The organism is uncultured Eubacterium sp., assembly GCF_945980375.1.
Taxonomy (GTDB): Bacteria; Bacillota; Clostridia; order Oscillospirales; family Acutalibacteraceae; genus Eubacterium_R.
Map to the genome: position 1 here is coordinate 15,990 of NZ_CAMFQO010000016.1, position 24,325 is coordinate 40,314.

A 24,325-nucleotide genomic window follows, 5' to 3' on the forward strand; every position below is an offset into this window, starting at 1 on the left:
TTAAAGCTTGGGCGACGCTACGGCTTCGCCCTATAACACTTTTTTAGGAGTAATAATTATGGCTCTTTTCAGTAAAAAATCAGCCGAGCTGTCGCAGGAGCGACCTGCCTTTGATGTTTTGCCGGAGCATATAGGAATCATTATGGACGGCAACGGCAGATGGGCAAAAAAACGCGGTCTTCCTCGTTCGGCAGGGCACAAGCAGGGCTCCGAAACCTTTCGCACAATAGCAAAGGAATGTGGCAGGCTTGGCATTAAGCACGCAACCTTTTACGCTTTTTCAACAGAAAATTGGAAAAGACCTAAGGAGGAGGTTGAAGCTCTTATGAGGCTGTTTAAGGAATATCTTCTTGAAGCAAAGGAGGATATTACCGCAGCCGATAATAACAAAATCAGGTTTGTCGGTATAAAGGAGGGCTTGCCCGATGACATCCTTGCTCTTGTAGAGGAAGCAGAGGAGGACACAAAAAACAATACCGGCTGTGATATTGCAGTTGCAGTAAACTACGGAGGCAGACAGGAAATTGTGTGTGCGGTAAATAAGCTTATTGCCGACGGTAAAACGCAAATAACCGAGGACGATATAAGCAATAATCTTTTCACCGTTCCTGATTGTGATTTGATAATTCGTCCGTCGGGCGAGCAAAGGCTTTCAAACTTTTTGCTGTGGCAGGCGGCTTACAGCGAATTTTGGTACAGCGATGTTTTATGGCCCGATTTTACAGTAAATGATTTGTATTCTGCACTTTTTGAGTTTGAAAAACGAAATCGCAGATTTGGAGGATAATTATGAAGCAAAGAGTTATTACTGCCGCAGTTCTTCTTGCCGTGCTTGCAGTTGTTGTGTGGCAAATATACACACCGTTGTTTATTGCAGTAATTGCGTTTTTATCTGCAGTTGCCGCAAACGAAATTATGAAATGTGCAAAGGTTACTAACAAATTCATTTTGATTTTCGGTACGGCAATGGGCGCCGTAATTCCTTTTACTTCAAGTGAAAGCATTATGATGCCTTGGATTATCGGCGAAAAATGGGGCAGGTTAATTTCGCTTTTGCCGGGTATGACCTTGCCTGTAATTATCATTATTGCATTTTTCCTTGCAATGATTTTTGATTTTGAGCATACAAAATTTGAGGATGTGGCAGTCAGCATTGTTGCATCAATAGCAGTTCCTTACGGTTTTTCAATGTTCGGTGTGCTTCGTGATTTTTACGGCTTTAAGTCACAGCTTGGTGTTTATCTTGTTTTCTATGCGCTTATAACTGCTCTGGGTACAGATACAGGTGCTCAGCTTGGAGGTATGGCATTTGGCAAGCACAAAATGTCACCACGCATTTCGCCTAAAAAAACCGTTGAGGGTGCGGTTTGCGGTGTAGCAACATCATTTGCACTTAACGCTATTGCTATGGCTTTGTATTCAAAGCTTGCATATACACCGCTTCCAAAGGAGCTTATCACGGCATTGCTTGTTGCAGAACCGTTTATTTCATTCCTCAGTATGATGGGTGATCTTTCCGCTTCCGTTTTGAAGCGTAATTTTGATGTTAAGGATTTCGGCAAAATCTTCCCCGGACACGGCGGAGTTATGGATAGATTTGATTCCTCACTTTTCTCGATTCCGCTTACATACTGTGTGGTTATGATTATTAATTATGCCGTAAAATAGGAGCTGAATTGCTATGACAAAAAATATTTCATTGCTTGGATCAACAGGCTCAATAGGTACACAGTCGCTTGATGTCGCAAGGCTTCAAGGATATAGCATAAAGTGCTTAACCGCCAATTCAAATGTTGCTTTGATAGAAAATCAGGTTAGGGAATTTAAGCCGGAGCTTGTTTGTATGATGAATGAGCAGGCAGCAGCCGAGCTAAAAACAAAAATAGCCGACACCGATACCAAGGTAACATACGGTATGGACGGCCTTATTGAATGTGCAACCTACGACGGCGCAGATACTGTGCTTAATTCGGTTGTCGGTATGGTTGGTCTTAAGCCGACACTTGAGGCAATTAAGGCAAAAAAAACAATTGCCCTTGCAAACAAGGAAACCCTTGTTGCAGGCGGTCATTTGGTAACAAATCTTGCAAAGGCAAACGGCGTTTCCATTCTTCCTGTTGACAGTGAGCACTCTGCAATTTTTCAGGCGATGCAGGGCTCACCGAGAAAGGAAGCAATAAAAAAGATAATTCTTACTGCGTCGGGCGGTCCGTTCTTTGGCAAATCACTTGATGAGTTAAAGGATGTCACCCCTGCCGATGCGCTTAAGCATCCAAACTGGGATATGGGTGCAAAAATAACCATCGACAGCGCTACAATGATGAATAAGGGGCTTGAGTTTATCGAGGCAAAGTGGTTGTTTGATATGCCTAATGATGATATAGAAATTGTTGTGCATAGAGAGTCCGTTGTTCATTCCGCTATTGTGTATCAGGATAATTCAATGATTGCACAGCTTGGTGTGCCTGATATGCGCATACCTATTCAGTACGCGCTTACCTATCCCGAAAGGATAGAAAGTCCTGTCGCAGAGCTTTCTCTTGCTGACTACGGCAAATTGACATTTTTTGAACCTGATTACGCAACCTTTAAGTGCATTGACGTTTGCCGTGATGCAATAGAAATGGGAGGGCTTCATCCGGCAGCCGCAAACGGTGCTAATGAAGAAAGCGTAAAATTGTTCCTTGCGGGAAAAATTAAATTTACCGATATAGCATATCTTAATAATGAAGCCATGAAAAGGGCAGATAATAAAACCGACTTTACCCTTGAGGATGTGCTTGAGGCAGACCGTAGGGCAAGGGATTTTGTATTGGAGTGCGTTAAGTAATGTCGAATATTTGGCAAACAGTTTATCCCATTGTTATTGCTGTGTTGTTCTTTGAACTGATTATTGTCATACATGAGGGCGGTCATTTCATCGCTGCCAGATTGATGAAAATTAAGGTCAACGAGTTTTCCATAGGGATGGGTCCAAAGCTTTTTCAAATAAAGAGAGGCGACACCGATTACACCCTTCGCATTATCCCGTTCGGTGGATATTGTGCTATGGAGGGCGAGGATAAGGATAGCGATGATGAAAACGCATTTGTAAACAAAAAGGTAATTCAGCGTATTTTTGTTGTAGTGGCAGGCGCCTTGATGAATTTACTCCTCGGAATACTTATCATTCTTGGTATGGTTTGCTCGCAAAACCTTGTAGGTGTTCCCGCTATTGCGGATTTTGATGAGGACGCAGTTTCATCGTCTGTGCTTAGGGTTGATGACAGAATTTTGGCAATTGACGGTATGAGGGTGTACACCACTACCGATATCAGCACAGGCTTTTCACGCAGTCCCGATGATGAGGTTGAATTTCTTGTAAAGCGTGACGGCAAAACCCAAACCGTAAATGCAAGGTTTAATACCCAAACAATAGACGGTAAGCAGTATATTGATATGGACTTTTATCTGTACGGTGTGGAAAAGAATGTTCCTAATGTTACTAAAGAAACACTTCGGCAGTTTATGTCCTTTTGCAGAATAATATTTCTGTCTGTTCACGATTTGATAACAGGTAAATACGGGCTGTCCGATATGAGTGGTCCCGTGGGTGCTGTCAGCGTTGTGTCGGGTGCGGTAAAAATCAGCCTGACCTCAACCTTTAGGATTATGGCTTTGTTAACAATTAACATCGGTATATTCAATCTGTTTCCGTTTCCTGCTCTTGACGGATGGCGACTGTTCATTCTTGCGTATGAAGGAATTTTTAGGAAAAAGATGTCGTCAAAATATGAGTGGATGATTAATGCAGTTGGCTTGGCAGTGTTGCTTGGGCTGATGTGTCTTGTAACATTTTCCGATATTACAAGGCTGTTTTGATGAATAATGTATTGGGGTATTTGATATGAGAATTTCTAAAAAAATAAAAATCGGCAACACCTTTATCGGTGGTGACAGTCCTGTATTGGTTCAAAGTATGCTTAATGTTGCCTCAACGGATATTGACGGCTCCGTTAAGCAAGCAGTTGAGCTTGAAAGGGCAGGCTGTCAGGTAATACGATTTGCTATCCCTAACGAAGAAGCACTTGCTTTGATTGAGCCTATAAAAAATGCAACTACGGTTCCGCTTGTTGCAGATATTCATTTTGACTATCGCTTGGCATTGGGTGCGGCAGAAAGAGGTATTGACAAAATTCGCATCAATCCCGGCAATATCGGCTCACAGGATAGGGTTAAGGCTGTTGCAGATATTTGTAAGCAAAAGGGATTGCCTATAAGAATAGGCGTAAATTCCGGCTCGCTTGAAAAGGAGATTCTTGCCAAATACGGCTCTCCTACTCCTCAGGCTATGGTAGAGTCTGCGCTGTACCATGCTTCACTTTTGGAAAAATTTGATTTTGATGATATTGTTATTTCCATCAAATCATCAAATGTAAACACAATGATTAAGGCATATGAGCTTGCAGCCGAGCAATGCAGCTATCCGCTTCATCTGGGTGTAACCGAGGCGGGCACAGAGCGTATGGGTATCATCAAATCCGCTGTCGGTATTGGGTCACTGCTCACTCACGGTATAGGCGACACAATTCGTGTAAGCCTTACGGATGCACCTGTTAAAGAGGTATATGCCGCATTTGATATTCTAAAGGCAATAGGATTAAAAACAGATTGCCCTTATCTTGTTTCCTGCCCGACCTGTGGCAGAACAAGGATTGACCTTGTCGGTCTTGCTCAAAGAGTTGAGGAAAGATTAAGAGATTGCAAAAAGCCAATCACCGTTGCTGTTATGGGCTGTATAGTTAACGGCCCCGGTGAAGCAAGGGAGGCAGACATCGGTGTTGCCGGCGGTGACGGCTGCGGTCTGATATTTAAGAAGGGTGAGATATTACGCAAGGTCCCTGAAGAAAATTTGTTAGATGAATTGATGAAAGAGATTGAAAATTTGTAATGAATAAGCTTTATGACTACTTTTCACCGTATATAAACGATAACGATTTGGCTGTTATAGGCAGCGGAGAAATTACAAAATTTGCTGTAAGCAGGAGTAACAGATCACTTGAGGTTGGCATTATGCTTGACAGGATTGTGGATTATTCCGTTGTTGTAAGAGTTCAAAAATCACTTGAAAAAAATCTACAGCTAAAAACAGCTGTGTTAAATATTAAATATCCGAGCAGTCTGTTCAGTGTTGAAACGGTAGGCGCCGTGCTTTCAAGGATAGGCTGTCTTAACCCTGTTGTAAACGGATTTTTTGACAATGCCGATGCAGAGCTTGAGGATAATGTGCTGACCGTTTGCCTTAAAAACGGAGGCAGGGATCTTCTTGAGTCACAAAATATCGGCAAGGAAATTATTGCCGGAGTTTATGAAATGTTCGGAGTAGACCTTGATGACGTTTCGTTTCTTGAGGTTGAGGCATTCGATATGGAGCAGGCAGTGCGCAAGGCTGTAGAGGAAAAGGCTGCCCAAAAGGCAAAGGAGGAGGCTGAAAAGGAGCAGTATGTTCCCCATATTCAACTTGGAGATTTGCCCCTTTATGCCGATACAAGAAAGCAGATTTTTGGCAGACCTATTAAGGATTTGCCAAAGCCTGTTAAGGAGGTAATGCCCGAGGATGGCTTTATTACCGTTTGGGGCGATGTGCTTAAAACCGATGTGCGTGACACAAAAAGGGGAGATTCTCGCATATTTACATTTGACATCACGGATTACACATCATCAATTTCGGTAAAGCTGTTTGATAAGAATTCCGTTATTGACCCCATAATAAAGAACATTGAGTCAGCGGGCACCGTGATTGTAAACGGTATTTACCAGTATGACCAGTTTTCGGGTGAATACCTTATCCGACCTAATAATATCGAATCGGTTAAGAAAATAGAAAAAACAGATAATGCTCCCGAAAAAAGAGTAGAGCTCCATTTGCATACCTCTTTTTCCGATATGGACGGTATCAATACGCCCAAGCAGCTTGTTGCACGTGCGGCAAGGTGGGGGCATAAGGCTATCGCCGTTACCGACCACGGAGTAGTACAGGCTTTGCCCGAGGCTTATGCGGCGGCAAAGGCTAACGGTATCAAGCTGATTTTGGGTATGGAGGGGTATTTAGTTGATGACAGCCTTTATCCTGATTTTATGAATATGAAGATGAAGGAATTTCGCCGTCATCACATTATTCTTCTTGTTAAGGCTGATAACTCAATGCCTATGCGACTTGATGAGAATTGGCGACCTGTTATGGATGAGCCCGAGGACGGAATTGTTCACCGCGGCAGAAAAAATCTTTATGAGCTGATAAGCCACAGTAATGTCAAGACCTTTAAGGGCAGACCGCTTATACCTAAATCATTGCTTCAATCAAAGCGAGATGATATTCTTGTAGGCTCCGCGTGTGAGCAGGGAGAGCTTATTCAGGCTATTCTGCGTGGCGAAAGTCAGGAAGAAATAGAACGACTCGCACAGTTTTATGACTACATAGAAATTCAGCCAAACGGCAATAATGCCTTTATGATAAGGTCTACCAAGGAGCTTCACGACGGCATCAACAGTGAAGAAGATTTGATTAATCTTAATAAGCGACTTGTAGAAATTGCGGACAAGCAGGGCAAGCTTGTTGTTGCCACGGGTGACGTTCATTTTCTTGATGAAAAGGATGCTAAGTTCAGGGCAATTATTATGGCTTCAAAGGGCTTTGATGACGCTGATAATCAGGCACCGCTGTATTTTAAGACAACCGACGAAATGCTCGAGGAATTTTCTTGGGCAGGTGATAGGGCAAAGGAATTTGTTATTGACAATCCAAACAAGATTGCCGATATGATTCAAGATAATATTCCGCCTATTCCTCCGGGAACATATCAGCCTTATATCGAAGGTGCTGACGAGGAGCTTACCGAAAAGTGCTGGGCAACAGCAAAGGAGCTTTACGGCGACCCTGTGCCCGAATATGTTGCCTCCCGTCTTGAACGAGAGCTCAACTCAATCATCTCTCACGGCTACGGTGTGCTTTATGTAATTGCAAAGCGACTGGTAGAGGAAAGCGAGCGCAACGGATATTTGGTTGGCTCAAGAGGCTCTGTAGGTTCGTCACTTGCAGCTCATTTCGGCGGTATATCGGAGGTTAATCCGCTTGCACCTCATTATTACTGTAAAAAATGTAAGCACAGCGAATTTTTCCTTAACGGCGAGTATGGCTCCGGCTTTGACCTTCCAAAAAAGAATTGTCCTGTCTGCGGTGAGCCTATGAAGCGAGACGGACACGAAATTCCGTTTGAAACCTTCCTTGGCTTTGACGGTGACAAGGAGCCTGATATTGACCTTAATTTTTCCGGTGAATATCAATCTCGCTCTCATAGATTTACCGAGGAACTGTTTGGTAAGGAATATGTGTTCAAGGCAGGTACAATGGCTACCGTTGCCGACAAAACCGCATATGGCTACGTAAGAAAATATCTTGATGAAAGAGAGCTTACAAACATCACATCAAGAGCAGAAATAGATCGTCTGACCGTTGGTTGTACGGGTATCAAAAGAACAACCGGTCAGCACCCGGGCGGTATGGTTGTTGTGCCCGACAAATATTCTGTTGAAGATTTCACACCCATTCAGTATCCGTCAAACGATGAAAAGAAGGGTACATATACAACTCATTTTGACTTTAAGAATTCACTTCACGATACTCTTCTCAAGCTTGACGAGCTTGGCCACGATAATCCGACACTTTATAAGTATCTTGAGGATGCAACAGGTGTTCCGGTTATGGATGTTGATTTGTGCGATCCAAAGCTTTATGAGCTTATTACCTCGTGTGCTCCGCTCGGTATAACAAGAGATGATATAGATAATGATACAGGCACGCTGGCCATTCCTGAAATGGGCACACCGTTTGTTGTCGGTATGCTTGTGGAGGCACAGCCTAAAACCTTTGCCGACCTGCTTCAAATTTCGGGACTTTCACACGGTACCGATGTGTGGCTCGGAAATGCACAGGAGCTTATTAAGCATGGCACTTGTACGATTTCCGAGGTTATCGGATGCCGTGACGACATTATGACATATCTTATCCATAAGCTTGAGGCATATGAAAGAGAAACGGGCAAGCAAGCTCCTCTTACCAAAAAAGATTGCTTCAAAATTATGGAGTACACACGTAAGGGCAAGGCAACAAAGGAGCTTCCTCCTTATGAGGAGGGAATGAAAACCATAGGTGTTGAGCAGTGGTATATTGACTCCTGCTACAAGATCAAGTACATGTTCCCAAAGGCTCACGCGGCAGCATATGTTATTGCGGCTCTTCGTATTGCGTGGTACAAGATATATTATCCTGTTGAATTTTACAGTGCATACTTTACCGTTCGCGGAGGCGCTATTGACGCCGTTGCCGCCGTTCAGGGCAAGGAAGCGGTAAAGAAAAAAATGAACGAAATCAAGCTTAAGGGCAATGACGCAACCGCCAAGGAAGAATCGCAGTATGTTGTTTTGCAGATTGTAATAGAGATGCTTGCCCGTGGCTACGAATTTCTGCCGGTTGATTTGTACAAGTCGGATTGGCGTGTTTACAAAATAGAGGACGGCAAAATCAGACTTCCGTTTTCTGCAATCGATGGTATAGGCGAAACTGCGGCACAGGCGATTGCCGATGCAGTTGAGCGTAATCCTGACGGCTTTATCGCGTCGGATGATTTGGCAAATGAGCCGGGTGTGGGCAAGTCTGTTGTTGATGCACTTAGAGGTGCGGGAGCACTCGGAGATTTGCCGGAAACCACACAGATTTCTCTGTTCTAAATTAGTATTGACATTGGTGCTTTATCGTAGTAATATATTAACGCACTAAAGTATAACAACGAAAGGGACAGTATTTCCACGGAAATATGTATTAATTATGAAAAGATATTCAAAGATTACACCGCAGGGAAGCAGAGATTATTTGTTTGAGGAATGCGATGACAGGAGAACTGTCGAGCATGAGCTTTCCGCTTTGTTTAAGGAGAACGGATACAGAAAGGTTATCACTCCTTCAATAGAATATTTTGATGTTTTTAAGAGCGACAACACGGGTATAGAGGCGCAGGAGATGTTCAAGATGTCCGATTCAAACGGCAGAACAACCGTTCTTCGCCCTGATAACACCATGCCAATTGCCCGTATGGTAGCCACCCGTTTGCATAACGAGGAGCTCCCTGTACGCCTGTATTACAATCAGCCTGTATTTGTCAGAGCAAAGGATCTGGCAGGCAGACCGAGCGAAATTGCTCAAAGCGGTGTGGAGCTTATAGGCGATGGCTCGTTTGATGCGGATATAGAAATTGTAAAAATGGCTGTTGATAGCCTAAAGCGCAGCAACCTTAATTCATTTAAGCTCGAGATAGGCAATGCCGTATTTTTCAATGTTGTTCTCGGCAAAATGGATATTGCACAAACCGTTAGGGCAGACATCATTAATTGTATAGAATCAAAGAATTACGCCGCACTCGGTGATTTGCTTGACAAAATCGGTGATACAGCCGAAACAAGAGTTATTCGTCGTTTGCCTCGTCTGTTCGGTGATGCTTCGGTTATTGATGAGGCAAAGAAGCTTTATTCCGATTCCGCATTTCAGCAGGCATTGCAGTATCTTCAAACTGTTTACAACCGTCTTTGTGATGAGGGGCTTGAGGATTACATTATTCTTGACCTCGGTCTTGTAAACCGTTCCAATTATTATACAGGTATTATCTTCCACGGCTATGCCGAGGGCTCCGGCATTTCTGTGCTTTCGGGCGGTAGATACGATAATTTGCTCGGCGAATTCGGTATGCCTGCACCTGCTATCGGCTTTGCCGTTGAGGTGACTGCGTTATGCGAGGCAATGCGCGAGGTAATAAATGTTGAACGACCTATCCGTATTGCTTTGACCAAGGGAAGGCTTGAAAGAAAAACCGTTGAGCTTTTCAAAACCATGGGGCTTGATACAACCGAGCTTGAAAACAAGGGTAGGAGGCTTATTCTTCCTGTTGATAAATACGAAACCGTGCTTTCAAAGGCACCCGATGTCATCACCTATGTTGAGCACGGAGTTTGCGATATAGGTGTTGTAGGCAAGGATACAATTGTTGAGCACGGCAGTTCCTTTTACGAGGTTATTGATTTGAATATCGGTAAATGCAGATTTGCACTTGCCTGTACAAAGGGAACGGATTTCTTTTCCGGCTATAAGCGTAAAACCGTTGCCTCAAAATATCCAAAGGTTGCAAAGGAATTTTTTGAATCAAAGGGTATGGACGTAGAGGTTATTAAGATTGAGGGCAGTGTTGAGCTTGCTCCGCTTTTAGGTCTTGCCGACGGTATTGTCGATATAGTTGAAACAGGCTCAACCCTTAAGGAAAACGGACTTGAGGTTGTTGAGGAAATATTCCCGATTTCTGCACGAGTTATAGTAAATATGGCTTCTATGAAGCTTCGCAAGGCTGAAATAGAGGAATTTTTGAACGATTTAGAGATTGCATCCCGAGTGATATAGGAGGAAATATGAAAATTACAAGAGCAAACGGCAAGGCGGAATATGCCGTTATCGAGAATCTTAAAAAACGAAATGTTGAAACCGATGAAAAGATTGTCAGCATTGTTTCAAACATCATTGCAGAGGTTAAGGAAAACGGTGATGATGCAGTAAGGGAGTTTACCGTAAGATTTGACGGCGGAGTGCCGAAAAAGAGCGTTATAGAAAAGGACGAGCTTAATCAATATCTTGATATGGTGGATGATGAATTTAAGTCTGCCATTGTCAAGGCAAAGGATAATATTTATGATTTTCATATGCGTCAGTCACAGCAATCTTGGATGATGACAAAGGAAAATGGCGTAATTATGGGACAGCGTGTTCGCGGCTTACATAGGGTTGGTATCTATGTTCCCGGTGGAACAGCTGCTTATCCGTCATCGGTGTTGATGAATGCCGTGCCTGCAAAAATAGCAGGTGTAAAGGAAATCATTATGGTAACTCCTCCTGCAAAGGACGGAAATCCCGACCCTAACATTATGGCTGCAGCTGCTGTTGCGGGAGTAGACAGGGTGTTCCTTGTAGGTGGCGCACAGGCTGTTGCCGCACTTGCATTCGGTACAGAAAAGATTCCAAAGGTTGACAAGATTGTCGGTCCCGGTAATATTTTTGTTGCAACGGCAAAAAAATTGCTTTACGGCATTGTTGATATTGATATGGTTGCAGGACCGAGCGAAATTCTTATTGTTGCCGACAAAACCGCAGATCCTTCATTCCTTGCCGCCGACCTTATGTCGCAGGCAGAGCACGACAAAATGGCATCTGCAATTCTTCTTACAACCTCTGTTGACTTGGCGCGGGCAACCCTGCACGAGATTGACAAGCAGGTTAAGACGCTCGAGCGTCAGGAGATTATACGCGAAAGCCTTGAAAATTACGGCGAAATCATAGTATGTGAGGATTTGGAGCAGGCAATTAATTTTGCAAATGAGCTTGCACCCGAGCATCTTGAGCTTTGCATTTCGGAGCCGTTAAAGTATATCGGCAGGGTAGATAATGCAGGCTCTGTGTTCCTCGGCAATTTTTCACCGGAACCTCTCGGCGACTATTATGCAGGTCCAAACCACGTGCTTCCGACATCGGGTACTGCAAGATTTTTCTCTCCTCTCGGTGTGGACAGCTTTGTTAAAAAATCTTCGTTTATTTACTACACTCCTGCCGAGCTTCGCAACGCAAAGGATGATATTATAAAGCTTGCAAATTCCGAGGGTTTAACTGCTCATGCAAATTCCGTTAAGGTAAGATTTGAATAAAACTGAAGGGGGATTTATATGCGTACTGCAACTGTAGAAAGAAATACAAAGGAAACACAGATAAAGCTTAGCCTCTGCCTTGACGGCGGAGATGTAAGCATTTCAACAGGCATTGGTTTTTTTGACCATATGCTTACAGCCTTTGCCGTACACGGTGGATTTGGCTTAAGCCTTGATGTAAAGGGCGACCTTGAGGTTGATACTCACCACACCGTCGAGGATACAGGCATTGCGCTCGGCAATGCATTTAGTCAGGCTCTCGGCGACAAGGCAGGTATAGAGCGATACGGTACATTTTCTATCCCTATGGACGAAAGTCTTGCACAGGTATCTCTTGATATTTCAAACCGCCCGTTTCTTGTGTTTAATGCACACTTTGAGCAGGAGCTTTGCGGTGATTACGAAACCTGTGTAACAGAAGAATTTTGGCGTGCATTCGCTGAAAATGCAGGCATAACCCTGCATATCAATGTTCCGTACGGAGCAAATGCTCACCATCAAATCGAAGCAATATTTAAGGCCGCCGCTCACGCTCTCAAAATTGCGGTTGCAAAAAATAAGGACGGCTCTGTCCTTTCTACAAAGGGAGTATTGTAATGATAATTTTTCCGGCTATTGATATTATTGACGGCAAGCCCGTAAGGCTTTTTAAGGGCGATTTTTCAACTGCCGAGCAGGTCGCTGAGGATGCTTTGCAAACTGCCCAAGGCTTTGTTGACGCCGGTGCCGAGTGGATACATATGGTAGATTTGGACGGCTCTGTTCAAAAAAAGAGGGTTAATCATCAGGTTTTTGTTGATGTTGCAAATCAAACCTCACTAAAGGTTGAGCTCGGTGGAGGTATTCGCACAATGCAGGATATAGATTATTATGCAAGTAACGGCATTTCAAGAGTGATTTTAGGCTCGGTTGCCCTAAAAAATCCTGCACTTGTAAAGGAAGCCGTTAAGGAATTCGGCGACCTTATTGCTGTCGGAATTGATGCCAAAAACGGCTTTGTAGCAACTGAAGGCTGGACCGAGGGCTCGGATACCTTTTATATTGACCTTGCAAGGCAAATGGAGGATATGGGTGTTAAAACCATTATCTATACCGACATTTCAAAGGACGGCACATTGTCAGGTCCCAATATTGAACAGCTGACCGCTCTTAACAAGGCGGTGTCGTGTGACATTACTGCTTCGGGCGGGGTTACAAATATTGATGATATTATTGCTCTTAATGACAAAGGCCTGTACGGTGCAATTTGCGGCAAATCAATTTATAAGGGTACACTCGATTTGAAACAGGCTGTGGAGGTTTGCAAATGATTGATGTAGAAAAATATTTCAAAAAGTCAGAGCTTATTCCTGCTGTTATTCAGGAGGAGTCAACAGGCGAGGTTTTGATGCTCGCGTATATGAATAGGGAGTCTTTGCAAAAAACTCTTGAAACCGGGTACACTTGGTTTTGGTCAAGAAGCCGTCAGGAGCTTTGGAATAAGGGAGCAACCTCCGGCCACCTTCAAAAAATTACCGATATTAAGGGTGACTGTGACGACGATACTCTGCTTATCAAGGTGGTACAAACAGGTGCCGCCTGTCACACAGGTAATCACACCTGCTTTTTTAATGATATAGAGTTCAGCAAGGCTGAATGATGAAAGGCTTTTACTATGGATTATATAAGAAATGATTACGAAACTATCCTTGCCCGTAAGGACGCAAAGGAGGAGGGCTCATATACCTGCTATCTTTTTGAGCAGGGGCTCGATAAAATATTGAAAAAGGTCGGCGAGGAAAGCACAGAAATGGTTATTGCCGCTAAAAACGGTGTTAAGGACGAAACCGTCGGTGAAATATGCGACCTGATTTATCATACTCTTGTTATGATGGTAAATGAAAATATTACAATAGAGGATGTTGAGGCTGTGCTTGAAAAGCGTGCCCAAAAGGCAGGCAATCTTAAACAGTTTCATAAGGTAGATAAGAATTCATAATGGCGTTCAAAAAATGGGTAGTGAGGCAGGCCGACAAGGACAGAGCCTCGCAGTTAAGTGAAAAATTTAATATAGACCCATTTGTTGCTTTTTTAATGGTATCAAGAGGAATTGTCAACGACTTGGATGCCGTAAACTTTATGGCAGACGAGTTTGTTTTGTCGTCGCCGTTTGATTTTGTTGATATGGATGAGGCTGTTTTTGCTATCGGCGAGGCAATGGATAACGGCGATAAAATTTGTATCTACGGCGACTATGACTGCGATGGTGTTACATCGACAGCTCTTCTTGTGGATTTTTTGCGAAAAAGAGGTGCAGATGTCTGCTACTATATTCCAAGCAGAGAAAATGAGGGCTACGGCTTGAATATGCATGCTGTTGATACCATTCATTCTTGGGGTGTAAGCCTCATTGTTACTGTTGATAACGGCATTAGTGCATTTGACGAGGCAAAGCATATTTATGACCTCGGTATGTCCTTGGTTGTAACAGACCACCACCAGCTTACCGAAGGCAGGCTTCCTATGGCAGAGGCGGTAGTAAATCCGCATAGAGATGAAAATAATATTGATTTTCGTGATTTTTGCGGAGTGGGAGTAGCCTTCAAGCTTGCTGTTGCAATGGATGAGGATAACGTTGAGCAGATAATTGATGAATATATTGACCTTGTTGCAATCGGCACCATTGCCGATGTTATGCCGTTGAGGGAGGAAAACAGAGCCTTTGTCCGCAAAGGCCTTGAAAAAATAAACAATTATCCTCGAAAAGCCATCGCACCGCTTGTAAACAAAAACAGTTCTCCTGCTACATCACAGGATGTTGCATTTCAAATTTGCCCAAGAATAAACGCAATGGGCAGAATGGGCGATGCAAAACGTGCCGTTGAATTTCTTTTGTGTGATGACGCACAGCAGGCCTTGTCCGCCTGTAATGTGCTTAATGAGGAAAACATAAATCGTCAAAGGGTAGAGCAAGACATATTGGATGACGTTAACCGTCAGGTTCAAAGCAATCCCCGTCTTGTGTCCTCTCCTGTAATTGTTGTTGCAGGTAAAGGGTATCACCACGGAGTTATTGGCATTGCCGCCGCACATATTTTGGAAAAATACGGCAAGCCTACATTTGTAATAGGTATTGATGAAAACAATGTTGCACGTGGCTCGGCAAGAAGTGTAGAGGGCTTTAATATTTTTGAGGCTATCACAGCTTGCAGTGATGACCTTGTTCAGTTCGGCGGACATCCTCTTGCAGCAGGCATTACGCTTGAGGCAGATATGATTGAAAGGTTTTCAAATGACATTAATGCTTATGCGATAGAGCATTATCCCGTTATGCCGCAGCCGGAGCTTACTCTTGATTTTAAGCTTGCTCCTTCATATCTTAATTTGGATTTGGTGGATTCTATGGCTGTGCTTGAGCCTTACGGCGCAGGCAATCCTCCTGCGGTTTTCGGTATTTACCGCCTAAAGCTTGTTAATGCTTCTCCGCTTAGCGACGGAAAGCATATTCGTCTTGATTTGCAGAAAAAGGATACTAAAATCAGAGTTGTTCGTTTTTCTTCACCGTTTAACGAATTTCCGTATCAGCCGGGTGACGAGCTTAATCTTGCTGTCAGGGTAAACAAAAACTTATATAACGGCAAAACATATCTGTCTGTTCAGGCAGTTGACATTCGTCTTTCTTCGGTTGATGAGGATAAGTATTTTAAGGAAAAGTCAGCCTATGATTTGTATCGTTATTCAGGACAGGTTGAAGCATCGCTTTATCCGTCAAGAGATGATTGTGCTTATGTGTATAGGTTCTTGAAGAATAATAACGGCTACGCATATTCTCTTGATTATTTGTATTTTAGACTCCAAGAAAGGATAACATACGGTCAGCTTATGTTTGCCGTAAAGGCTTTTTCACAGGCAGGGCTGATAAATTATAAAAAAGGTATAACTCTCAATATTCCAAAGGAAAAGGTAAATCTTGAGGATACACCTATTCTAAAGGCTTTGAAGGGAAGATTAGACATTGAGTGAGAATATAAAATTAGAAGATTATAACGATAAGTTTGATGAATTTTTTGGGGAAGTCAAAAAAAATCCAAGCTATAACAGTAAGCTCATACAGCAGGCGTATTCGTTAGCGTACGAGGCTCATAAGGACCAACGCAGACGCTCGGGTGAGCCTTATATAATGCACCCTGTTGCCGTTGCAAAAATTCTGTTTGATTACGGAATGGATAACGAATGTATAGTAGGCGCACTTCTTCACGATGTCGTTGAGGACACAACCTATGACCTTGCGTTCATTAAGGAGCATTTCGGCGAGGAGGTTGCCGTGCTTGTTGACGGTGTTACAAAGCTTGGCAAAATTCCTCTTTCCACAAAGGAGGAGGTGCAGGCGGAAAACATTCGCAAAATGTTTATCGCAATGAATCAGGATGTGCGTGTTATTATCATTAAGCTTGCAGACAGACTGCATAATATGCGTACCCTTGAGCATATGCCTGCATATAAGCAACGCGAAAAATCGCTTGAAACTCTTGAAATTTATGCTCCTATTGCACACCGTCTCGGTATCCGTGCATTTAAGGAGGAGCTTGAGGATATTGCAATAAGGTATCTTGACCCTATTGCTTATAAGGAAATTGAAGACTCTCTTTCTATGAAAATGAGCGAGGGCAAGGATTTTCTTGATGATATAAAAAGTCAGATTAAGGAAAAAATTGAGCCTATTATGCCCGGGGCTCAAATAACCTCCCGTGTAAAATCCGTTCACGGAATATTCCGTAAGGTGTACATTAAGGGCAAAAACTTTGAGGAAATTTACGACATTTATGCGGTAAGGATCATCGTTAATTCAATGATTGATTGCTATAACGCACTTGGCGTTGTGCACGATATGTTCACTCCGCTCCCCGGTAGATTTAAGGATTATATCTCCACCCCAAAGCCTAATATGTATCAGTCGCTTCATACTACGGTTTTGAGCAAAAAGGGTATTCCGTTCGAAATTCAAATTCGTACCTGGGATATGCACCGCACTGCAGAGTACGGTATTGCTGCCCATTGGAAATATAAGATAGGCAAGGGCGGAGCGGATAATTTTGACTCCTCCCTTCAGTGGATTCATAAAATGCTTGAAAACGGCGATTCAGCCGACAATGCAGAGGATATGGTTATGTCCATTAAGGGTGACCTGTCCATAGATGAAATCTATGTGTTTACTCCTCGCGGTGATGTAAAGTCACTTCCTAAGGGCTCAACCGTAATCGATTTTGCCTATGCTATTCACTCTGCAGTAGGTAACAAGATGACGGGTGCAAAGGTTGACGGTAGGATAGTACCGCTTGATACAGTTGTGCGTACCGGTCAGGTTGTTGAAATTATTACATCAAAGCAACAGGGCAAGGGACCTTCAAGAGATTGGCTGGGCATCGTTAAAACAGGCGAGGCACGCTCCAAGATTCGTGCGTGGTTCAAAAAGGAAAAACGAGAGGAAAATATTGTTCAGGGTAAGCAGGATCTTGAGCATGAGTTTAAGAAAAACTTTCTTCGCTTTGAGGGCAATGCCTACGAGGAATTTGTTAAAAAAATTGCCGAGCGTCAGCACTTTGATACCGTTGATGATTTTTATGCTGCCATAGGCTACGGCGGTGTTCAAATCAGCCGAATGATGCCCGGTATCAAGGACGAATACAACCGTAATTGGAAGGTTAAGGAGCCGGTTGCCGTACCTGCATCAAACAAGATTGAGCAGGTTAACAGAGAACCAAAGTCCTCAGGTGGTGTAGTTGTCGAGGGAATAGATAACTGCCTTATCAATATGGCAAGGTGCTGTAATCCTCTGCCCGGTGAAAATATTATCGGCTTTATCACAAGAGGACATGGACTTACCGTTCACCGCAGGGATTGTAAAAATGTTCCTGTTGATATAGAAAACAGTCCTGAGCCGGAGCGATGGGTTAATGCTCATTGGGACAGCAAAATTAAGGTTGAGGCTCGCTCCTCGCTTAATGTTTATGCTATTGATCGTGACGGTGTAGTTCTTGATATAACAACTACAATAGTTAATGCTCATGTAAAAATGCACACACTTAATGCTCGACCTATTAATGACGGAAATTGCTTAACCTCTATGACAATTACCGTAAATAATAAGGAGCATTTGGATGCAATTATCAAGCTTCTCAATAAGATTGACGGCGTTTATCTTATTGAAAGAAGTGATCAGTAGGAGATTTTATGAAGGCAGTAATTCAAAGAGTTAAGCACTCTAATGTAAAAATAGACGGCAGTGTTGTCGGCTCGTGCGAGCAGGGATTAATGATCCTTCTCGGTGTGCAGGACGGTGACACACAGCAGGATGCCGATAAGCTTTTGAAAAAGGTGCCTGTTCTGCGTATCTTTGAGGATGAGAACGGCAAGATGAATAAGAGCCTGCTTGATATTGACGGTGAGGCACTTGTTGTATCTCAATTTACGCTTCTTGCAGATTGCTCACACGGACGACGTCCGTCGTTCACTGCTTCTGCCCCTCCCGATATAGCAAACGCATTGTATGAATATTTTGTTCAGGGTATGAGGGACGCAGGTGTAAAAAGAGTGGAAACAGGTGAGTTTGGCGCAGATATGGCTGTTGAAATTCTTAATGACGGTCCTGTTACAATTTTGCTTGATTCAAAGGAGCTTCACTAATGAGGGTTTTGTACGACAGCTTTGGCTCGATGGATAATAATTGTTGCCTTATCGTTGATGAAAACAGTAATAAATCCGCTTTGGTTGATTGTACAGAATTCAGCCTAAAAATGCTCGATTTAATCGGAAACACGGATTTGTGCTATATTTTGTTAACCCACGGTCATTTTGACCATATTACAGGTGCCCGTGATATTAAGGCAAAATACGGGGCAAAAATTGTTATTTCCAAGACAGACGCACCTATGCTTAATTCCTCAAGGCTTTCGTTGGCGGCTTTTTGTAATGCAGAGCAAAACAATGTTGATGCCGATATTCTTGTTGATGACGGCGACGAAATTGAGCTTGGTGATATAAAAATTAAGGTTATGTCAACTCCCGGTCACACAAGCGGCAGTGTATGCTATATTGCACAGGACTGTATTTTTTCAGGCGATACTTTGTTTAGATGCTCCTGTGGAAGAACGGATTTTCCGTCGGGCTCACCTCAGCAAATGGCTCAATCACTTAAAAGGCTAAAGGAACTTGACGGTGATTACAAGGTTTACACAGGTCATAACAGTATTACAACGCTTGATTTTGAACGCTCAAATAATCCGTATATGAGATAGCTTGATATGATAATTAGGAATATAAACCACGATTGTGCCTATCATACAGAAAAAATTGCCGTAATGTTTTTTCCTCTTGAAAAGCTTAAAACAGACGGCGACGACAATGTTGTGATAGAAACAAAAAAAGAAAATAATACCTTATCGGTGCGTGTTAGAGCATTTTCTCGTTTTGAGGAGCAAAGCCGTACTATCCCTTCCGATGCCGATGTTGCTCATGAGCTTTCTGTTTTGTTATATGATACCTTGAGCAAATTAACGGGATACACAATGCCATGGGGTATACTTTACGGTGTGCGCCCTGCAAGATTGATGCATGCAACCGTTGAGTCTGTCGGCAGAGACGGTGCGGTAAAAAAATTCTTGTCCGATAAGGTACAGCAAAAGAAAATTGACCTTGCTCTTGCTGTAATGGAAAGAGAAAACAGGATAATTGAGCTGTCGTCGGACAACTCGTTTTCGCTTTATGTATCAATTCCGTTTTGTCCAAGCAGATGCTCCTATTGCTCGTTTGTATCACATAGCATAGCAAATGCACAGGAGCTGATAGAACCGTATGTCGAGCTTTTATGCAAGGAGCTTGAATATACAGGCTCTGTCGCAAAGGAATTGGGATTAAGGCTTGAAAGCGTGTATTTCGGCGGAGGAACACCCACAACACTTTCGCCGTCACAGCTTGATGCTCTGCTCGGCACTATTGAGCGAAGCTTTGATTTGTCGACCGTGCGTGAATATACCGTTGAAGCAGGCAGACCCGATACTGTGACAAGGGAAAAGCTTGATACTCTGCTTTTGCATAATGTTTCAAGAATAAGCATTAATCCTCAAACCTTTAATGATGATGTGCTTAAAAGCATTGGCAGAAGGCATACTTCAAAGCAAACCGTAGATGTCTATAACCTTGCAAGACAAATGGGCTTTGGTAATATCAATATGGATTTTATTGCAGGGCTTAATTCGGATACGTTTGACAGCTTTAAGCAAAGCATAGATACTGCAATCAATCTTTCCCCGGAAAGTATTACAGTACATAATCTTGCCCTAAAATCAGGCGCATATCTGTGTACCGAAAATGAGCTTTTCGATTTAACGAAAAGAAGCCTTGCAACAAAAATGATAGATTATTCGTACAATACCCTGACTCAAAACGCATATAATCCGTATTATATGTACCGCCAAAGCAAGTCACTCGGTAATCTTGAAAACGTAGGCTATGCAAGGGATGGCTATGACTGCTTGTACAACATCTTTATGATGGATGAAACGCATACTGTTTTGGCGGCAGGTGCAGGAGCCGTAATAAAGCTGAAAAATCCAAAAACCACTCATATTGAAAGGATATATAATTACAAGTATCCTTATGAATATATCAATAATTTTGAGCAGATAATCTCAAGAAAAAAGGGAATATTTGATTTTTACAGTGAATAGTATTGTACAGATACACTTGTTGTAATATGTACAAATTTCACTAATTATCACATTTGGTATTGCATTAATCTACTATTTGTAATATAATAATACCGAGAGGTGTAGTTATGAGAAATTTTAACGATGTATTGAATTCTGTTGATGAGGTTATCAACAACGCAAAAAAGAACGGCAGCATTGAAGAGGTTATTAATAAGACCAGGGAATATGCCAAAAAAAGTGCCGAGGCATTAGAAATCTCACGCAAAAAGATTGAGCTGCTTGATACAAAGACTAAGCTCGCCAAGGCTTACGAAAAGTTCGGTAAGCAACAGTTTACCATTTATGACGGTGGCGAGGTAGAGCAGGATGAGCTTAACGCAACCTGCGAGGAAATCATTATGCTCAAAAGCCAGGCAGAGTTTTTAGAGGCAGAGATTGATGCCTTTAAGGAGGCTATTGCATCACAGGTTGATGCAAAGATTAATACAAAAAAGGCAGACGATGTTGTTGTTGACGATTCCGAGGTTGAGGTTGTTGAGGTAGAATAACAACAGAGTAATACAAATTTATTGAACGGTGTTCTATCACCGTTCTTTTTTGTTGGTGATTTGTTTGTCAAGCCTAAAGAATAAATATCTGTCGTCTGCCTTTGTTTTACTTTTGTCAACCGTAATTGTAAAGGCAGTGGGCGCTGTTTACAAAATTCCTCTTACTGCATTTATAGGAGGCATAGGTAGGGGATATTTTGCCTATGCCTACAATTTGTTTATGCCTGTTCACGCAATCACAATGGGCGTTTTTCCAATTGCGTTGTCAAGGCTTGTCAGCACCTACAATTCAAAGGGCGACGAGCAAAGGGTAGCATCGCTTAAAAAAGGCTCATTTAGGCTTTTTGTTGCTGTTGGCTTGGCGGGAATGTGTTTGTTGCTTGCGGTGTCAAGGCAGTATTCTTTGCTTGTTGCCGGCTCACCGTCAGCCGTGTACACTATTGCAGTGCTTGCTCCGTCGGTGCTTTTTTCATCAATGGCGGCATCTTACAGGGGATATTACGAGGGCTTTCTCAATATGATTCCCACTGCGATAAGCCAAACCATAGAGGCTTTGTTCAAAATGATTTTCGGTTTGTTGTTTGCCCGTATGTCAATGGTGTATTTTGTCACCGAATATGAAAAAACGGGTATGGTGCTTGACAAGGCTTTTGAAAATGAAGCGGCTGCATTAAGTGCAATTTATCCGTATACATCTGCCTTTGCAATGCTCGGGGTTACCCTCGGTGCGTTAGCAGGTCTGTGCTTTTTGTGGTGCTATTCATTGTTTAACGGCAAACCTACCGTTAAAGCCTGTGATGTTCGCGGCAGTCAAAGGGAGCTGTTGCTTTTTTCATTTCCTATTATGATCAGTACCGGTGTTCAAAGCATATTTCAGTTTTTAGATACTGCAAGTATTCAGGTCGCTCTCGGTAGGCTTAACATCGTAGCCATAAAGTCTATGCTTATGCAAATGGGCGGTACCGTGCAGGCAGCCGATAAGGATTTGCCAACCTATATGTACGGCTTGTATTCATCGGCATTGGATTTCAAAAATCTTATTCCGAGTATAACAATGGCTCTCGGTGTTGCTTCTGTTCCTGCAATAAGCCGTGCGTTTGAGCAGGGTAGTCGTGAGCGCTTTGAAGCACTTGTTAATTCAATTTACAAATACACAATGCTTTTGTCTGTTATCGGCGGAATAATTCTTTATTCTTGTGCCGATGATATACTTAACCTCCTTTACGGCAAAAGCTCTCCTGATATTGCCGCATCAACCGTTGATTTGGTTAAGGCGTTGTCGCTGACTGCTTTTTTGTATTCACTTGCAGGCACTGCCGTGTTTTCCGTTCAGGCGGTCGGCCTTGCAAAAAAATCAATATTGCCTTATGCCGTGTCGGGAATCATAAGGGTTGCTCTGAATGTATTGCTTGTCGGCAACGGTAAATATATTCTTTACGGTGCTGTAATCAGCGGGGCTGTAGGATATGCGGTTTTATCCGGCTGGTGTATTGCAATAGTGTGCAAAAATACAAAAACAAGGATAAGCTTTATTAAGATTTTTGTCTTGCCTGTGCTTGCGGGAATAGCTACGCTTTTTGTGTATAAGCATATGGATTTGTATCTTATCGGCATAAATTCTTCAATAGTAAATATCATTGTAAAATGTCTGTTTGTTGTTTCTGTGTACTGTATATTGTGCTTTTTGTGCGGTATGCTGAATTTTAGAAGGTTTTTTCGTGATTTTGTCAGCAAAAAAAATAAAGCAAATGCTTGAAATTACGGCTTAAATAGTGTATATTAATCAAAGACGCGACACGAGGATTTTGGCTATGGCAAAGGGTTTTGAGATTAAACAAAGATATAATATTGATGATCTTGTAGCAATAATTAAAGTCCTTCGTGCACCGGGCGGTTGCCCGTGGGATAGGGAGCAAACCCACGAATCTATAAAAAAGAATTTTATAGAGGAAACCTATGAGGTAGTTGAGGCTATTAACAAAAATAGCTCCGATATGCTTCGTGAGGAGCTGGGTGATGTTCTTCTTCAGGTTGTTCTCCATACTCAAATGGAGGAGGAAAAAGGCTCGTTTACCTTTGATGATGTAGCAAACGATATTGTACAAAAGCTTGTTGTCCGCCATCCGCATGTTTTTGGAGATGTGGTTGCCGAAAACACGGCTCAGGCTCTCAATAGCTGGGATGACGCAAAGCAAAAGTCAAAGGGGCAAAAGACTCAAACCGAATCAATGCTATCTGTACCGAGGGAGCTTCCTGCTCTTATGCGTGCACAAAAGATTCAGCACAAGGCGGCAAAGATCGGCTTTGATTGGGATAATGCAGATGGAGCCTTTGAAAAGCTTTATGAAGAAATTAATGAGTTAAAAACAGCTATGGAGCATGGCTCAAAGGCTGAAATTGATGACGAGCTCGGAGATGTTCTTTTCTCTTGCGTAAACATTTCGCGCTTCGTCGGTGCAGACAGCGAGGAAGCTTTAACGGCATCTACCGATAAGTTTTTATCTCGCTTTGCACTGGTTGAGCAAATGGCAAAAGAACAGGGCATAGATATGAAATCATCATCAATTCAACAGCTTGACGAGCTGTGGGACAAGGCTAAGAAAATAAAAAATGCCGAGTAATCGGCAATGGAGGTATTTATTATGAATAAAACTGAATTGGTAGCAGCTGTAGCTGCAAAGGCAGAATTGTCAAAGAAGGATGCAGAAGCAGCAGTAGCAGCAACATTTGATGCTATCACAGCAGCTCTTGCAGAAGGCGATAAGGTTGCTCTTGTTGGCTTTGGTACATTCGCAGTTAAGGAAAGAGCAGCTCGCACAGGTCTTAACCCACAGACAAAGGCTAAGATCGAAATCCCTGCTTCAAAGGCTCCTGGCTTCAAGGCAGGTAAGGCTCTTAAGGATGCTGTAAACGCATAATTATTTGCTAATTTACAAGGTGCTGTTTCAGCACCTTGTTTTACTATGTAAAGGAGATTTTGTATGCGACTTGATAAGTATTTGAAGGTGTCACGTATTATTAAACGCAGAACAGTTGCCAATGAGGCATGTGACGCAGGCAGAGTGGAGGTTAACGGAAAGCCTGCAAGGGCATCGTACGATGTTAAGGTAGGGGATAAAATAAAGGTTTCCCTCGGTCAGAATGAACGCACCTATGAGGTACTTGAGGTTTGTGAGCACGCCTTGAAGGAGGATGCTCTTAAAATGTATAAAACGCTGTAATCATCTGCTTACACGTCAGACTGCTGACAAAGTGGGCTGAAACACGCCAAAAGAAAATATATTTGGCGCCCCTTTTATGCAATAAAGGGGAGCTGTC

At 42.8% G+C, this 24,325-nt stretch carries 22 protein-coding genes and 1 pseudogene; all 23 read left to right on the top strand.

The window, feature by feature from the left end:
* Positions 1-55: 55 nt before the first annotated feature.
* The 23 genes and pseudogenes from uppS to Q0P34_RS05630 all read left to right on the top strand — a co-directional run bounded on the left by uppS (position 56) and on the right by Q0P34_RS05630 (position 24,228).
* Entirely contained in the window at positions 56-787 is a 732-nt protein-coding gene (gene uppS, locus Q0P34_RS05520; RefSeq protein WP_294954080.1) for a polyprenyl diphosphate synthase, read from the top strand.
* Between the two features lie 2 nt (positions 788-789).
* Positions 790-1,668, top strand: coding sequence for a phosphatidate cytidylyltransferase (locus tag Q0P34_RS05525; RefSeq protein ID WP_294954032.1), 879 nt, complete (start codon positions 790-792; stop codon positions 1,666-1,668).
* Between the two features lie 13 nt (positions 1,669-1,681).
* On the top strand, positions 1,682-2,830 hold the full coding sequence (locus tag Q0P34_RS05530) for a 1-deoxy-D-xylulose-5-phosphate reductoisomerase (protein WP_294954035.1): 1,149 nt from the start codon (positions 1,682-1,684) through the stop codon (positions 2,828-2,830).
* On the top strand, positions 2,830-3,861 hold the full coding sequence (locus Q0P34_RS05535) for a site-2 protease family protein (protein WP_294954038.1): 1,032 nt from the start codon (positions 2,830-2,832) through the stop codon (positions 3,859-3,861). Before Q0P34_RS05530 ends, Q0P34_RS05535 begins: the two co-directional genes overlap by 1 nt.
* 25 nt (positions 3,862-3,886) lie before the next feature.
* Entirely contained in the window at positions 3,887-4,930 is a 1,044-nt protein-coding gene (ispG, locus tag Q0P34_RS05540) for a flavodoxin-dependent (E)-4-hydroxy-3-methylbut-2-enyl-diphosphate synthase (RefSeq protein ID WP_294954041.1), read from the top strand.
* Positions 4,930-8,766 (top strand): PolC-type DNA polymerase III, encoded by a 3,837-nt coding sequence (locus Q0P34_RS05545; protein ID WP_294954044.1) that lies wholly within the window; start codon positions 4,930-4,932, stop codon positions 8,764-8,766. Before ispG ends, Q0P34_RS05545 begins: the two co-directional genes overlap by 1 nt.
* 97 nt (positions 8,767-8,863) lie before the next feature.
* Positions 8,864-9,823: pseudogene (gene hisZ, locus Q0P34_RS05550) on the top strand (ATP phosphoribosyltransferase regulatory subunit); the annotation flags it as partial.
* 6 nt (positions 9,824-9,829) lie between these two features.
* Positions 9,830-10,480 (top strand): ATP phosphoribosyltransferase, encoded by a 651-nt coding sequence (gene hisG / locus Q0P34_RS05555; RefSeq protein ID WP_294954083.1) that lies wholly within the window; start codon positions 9,830-9,832, stop codon positions 10,478-10,480.
* Between the two features lie 8 nt (positions 10,481-10,488).
* The gene (gene hisD, locus Q0P34_RS05560) at positions 10,489-11,772 is read left to right on the top strand and encodes a histidinol dehydrogenase (protein ID WP_294954047.1); all 1,284 of its coding nucleotides are present in this window, start codon (positions 10,489-10,491) and stop codon (positions 11,770-11,772) included.
* Between the two features lie 18 nt (positions 11,773-11,790).
* Complete coding sequence (gene hisB, locus Q0P34_RS05565) at positions 11,791-12,369, top strand: imidazoleglycerol-phosphate dehydratase HisB (RefSeq protein WP_294954050.1); 579 nt, start codon at positions 11,791-11,793, stop codon at positions 12,367-12,369.
* Entirely contained in the window at positions 12,369-13,082 is a 714-nt protein-coding gene (hisA, locus tag Q0P34_RS05570) for a 1-(5-phosphoribosyl)-5-[(5-phosphoribosylamino)methylideneamino]imidazole-4-carboxamide isomerase (RefSeq protein ID WP_294954052.1), read from the top strand. Before hisB ends, hisA begins: the two co-directional genes overlap by 1 nt.
* Positions 13,079-13,411 (top strand): phosphoribosyl-AMP cyclohydrolase, encoded by a 333-nt coding sequence (gene hisI / locus Q0P34_RS05575; RefSeq protein WP_366783717.1) that lies wholly within the window; start codon positions 13,079-13,081, stop codon positions 13,409-13,411. Before hisA ends, hisI begins: the two co-directional genes overlap by 4 nt.
* Positions 13,412-13,426: 15 nt before the next feature.
* Positions 13,427-13,750, top strand: coding sequence for a phosphoribosyl-ATP diphosphatase (gene hisE / locus Q0P34_RS05580; RefSeq protein ID WP_294954054.1), 324 nt, complete (start codon positions 13,427-13,429; stop codon positions 13,748-13,750).
* Positions 13,750-15,774, top strand: coding sequence for a single-stranded-DNA-specific exonuclease RecJ (recJ, locus tag Q0P34_RS05585; RefSeq protein ID WP_294954056.1), 2,025 nt, complete (start codon positions 13,750-13,752; stop codon positions 15,772-15,774). The genes hisE and recJ overlap by 1 nt, the downstream gene beginning before the upstream one ends.
* Complete coding sequence (locus tag Q0P34_RS05590) at positions 15,767-17,974, top strand: bifunctional (p)ppGpp synthetase/guanosine-3',5'-bis(diphosphate) 3'-pyrophosphohydrolase (RefSeq protein WP_294954058.1); 2,208 nt, start codon at positions 15,767-15,769, stop codon at positions 17,972-17,974. The genes recJ and Q0P34_RS05590 overlap by 8 nt, the downstream gene beginning before the upstream one ends.
* A gap of 8 nt (positions 17,975-17,982) precedes the next feature.
* A complete protein-coding gene (gene dtd / locus Q0P34_RS05595) occupies positions 17,983-18,435 on the top strand; it encodes a D-aminoacyl-tRNA deacylase (protein WP_294954060.1) in 453 nt (150 codons plus the stop codon).
* Positions 18,435-19,046, top strand: coding sequence for an MBL fold metallo-hydrolase (locus tag Q0P34_RS05600; RefSeq protein WP_294954062.1), 612 nt, complete (start codon positions 18,435-18,437; stop codon positions 19,044-19,046). The genes dtd and Q0P34_RS05600 overlap by 1 nt, the downstream gene beginning before the upstream one ends.
* A 6-nt stretch (positions 19,047-19,052) precedes the next feature.
* Entirely contained in the window at positions 19,053-20,477 is a 1,425-nt protein-coding gene (gene hemZ / locus Q0P34_RS05605) for a coproporphyrinogen dehydrogenase HemZ (protein WP_294954065.1), read from the top strand.
* A gap of 107 nt (positions 20,478-20,584) precedes the next feature.
* Complete coding sequence (locus Q0P34_RS05610; protein WP_294954068.1) at positions 20,585-21,007, top strand: hypothetical protein; 423 nt, start codon at positions 20,585-20,587, stop codon at positions 21,005-21,007.
* A 55-nt stretch (positions 21,008-21,062) separates the two neighbouring features.
* Positions 21,063-22,763, top strand: coding sequence for an oligosaccharide flippase family protein (locus Q0P34_RS05615; RefSeq protein ID WP_294954090.1), 1,701 nt, complete (start codon positions 21,063-21,065; stop codon positions 22,761-22,763).
* A 55-nt stretch (positions 22,764-22,818) separates the two neighbouring features.
* Positions 22,819-23,628 carry a nucleoside triphosphate pyrophosphohydrolase gene (gene mazG / locus Q0P34_RS05620; RefSeq protein ID WP_294954071.1) on the top strand — a complete coding sequence of 270 codons (810 nt, stop codon included), beginning with the start codon at positions 22,819-22,821 and terminating at the stop codon, positions 23,626-23,628.
* Positions 23,629-23,649: 21 nt separating this feature from the next.
* A complete protein-coding gene (locus tag Q0P34_RS05625) occupies positions 23,650-23,925 on the top strand; it encodes an HU family DNA-binding protein (RefSeq protein WP_294954073.1) in 276 nt (91 codons plus the stop codon).
* 63 nt (positions 23,926-23,988) lie between these two features.
* Entirely contained in the window at positions 23,989-24,228 is a 240-nt protein-coding gene (locus Q0P34_RS05630; protein WP_294954076.1) for an RNA-binding S4 domain-containing protein, read from the top strand.
* Positions 24,229-24,325: the final 97 nt, after the last annotated feature.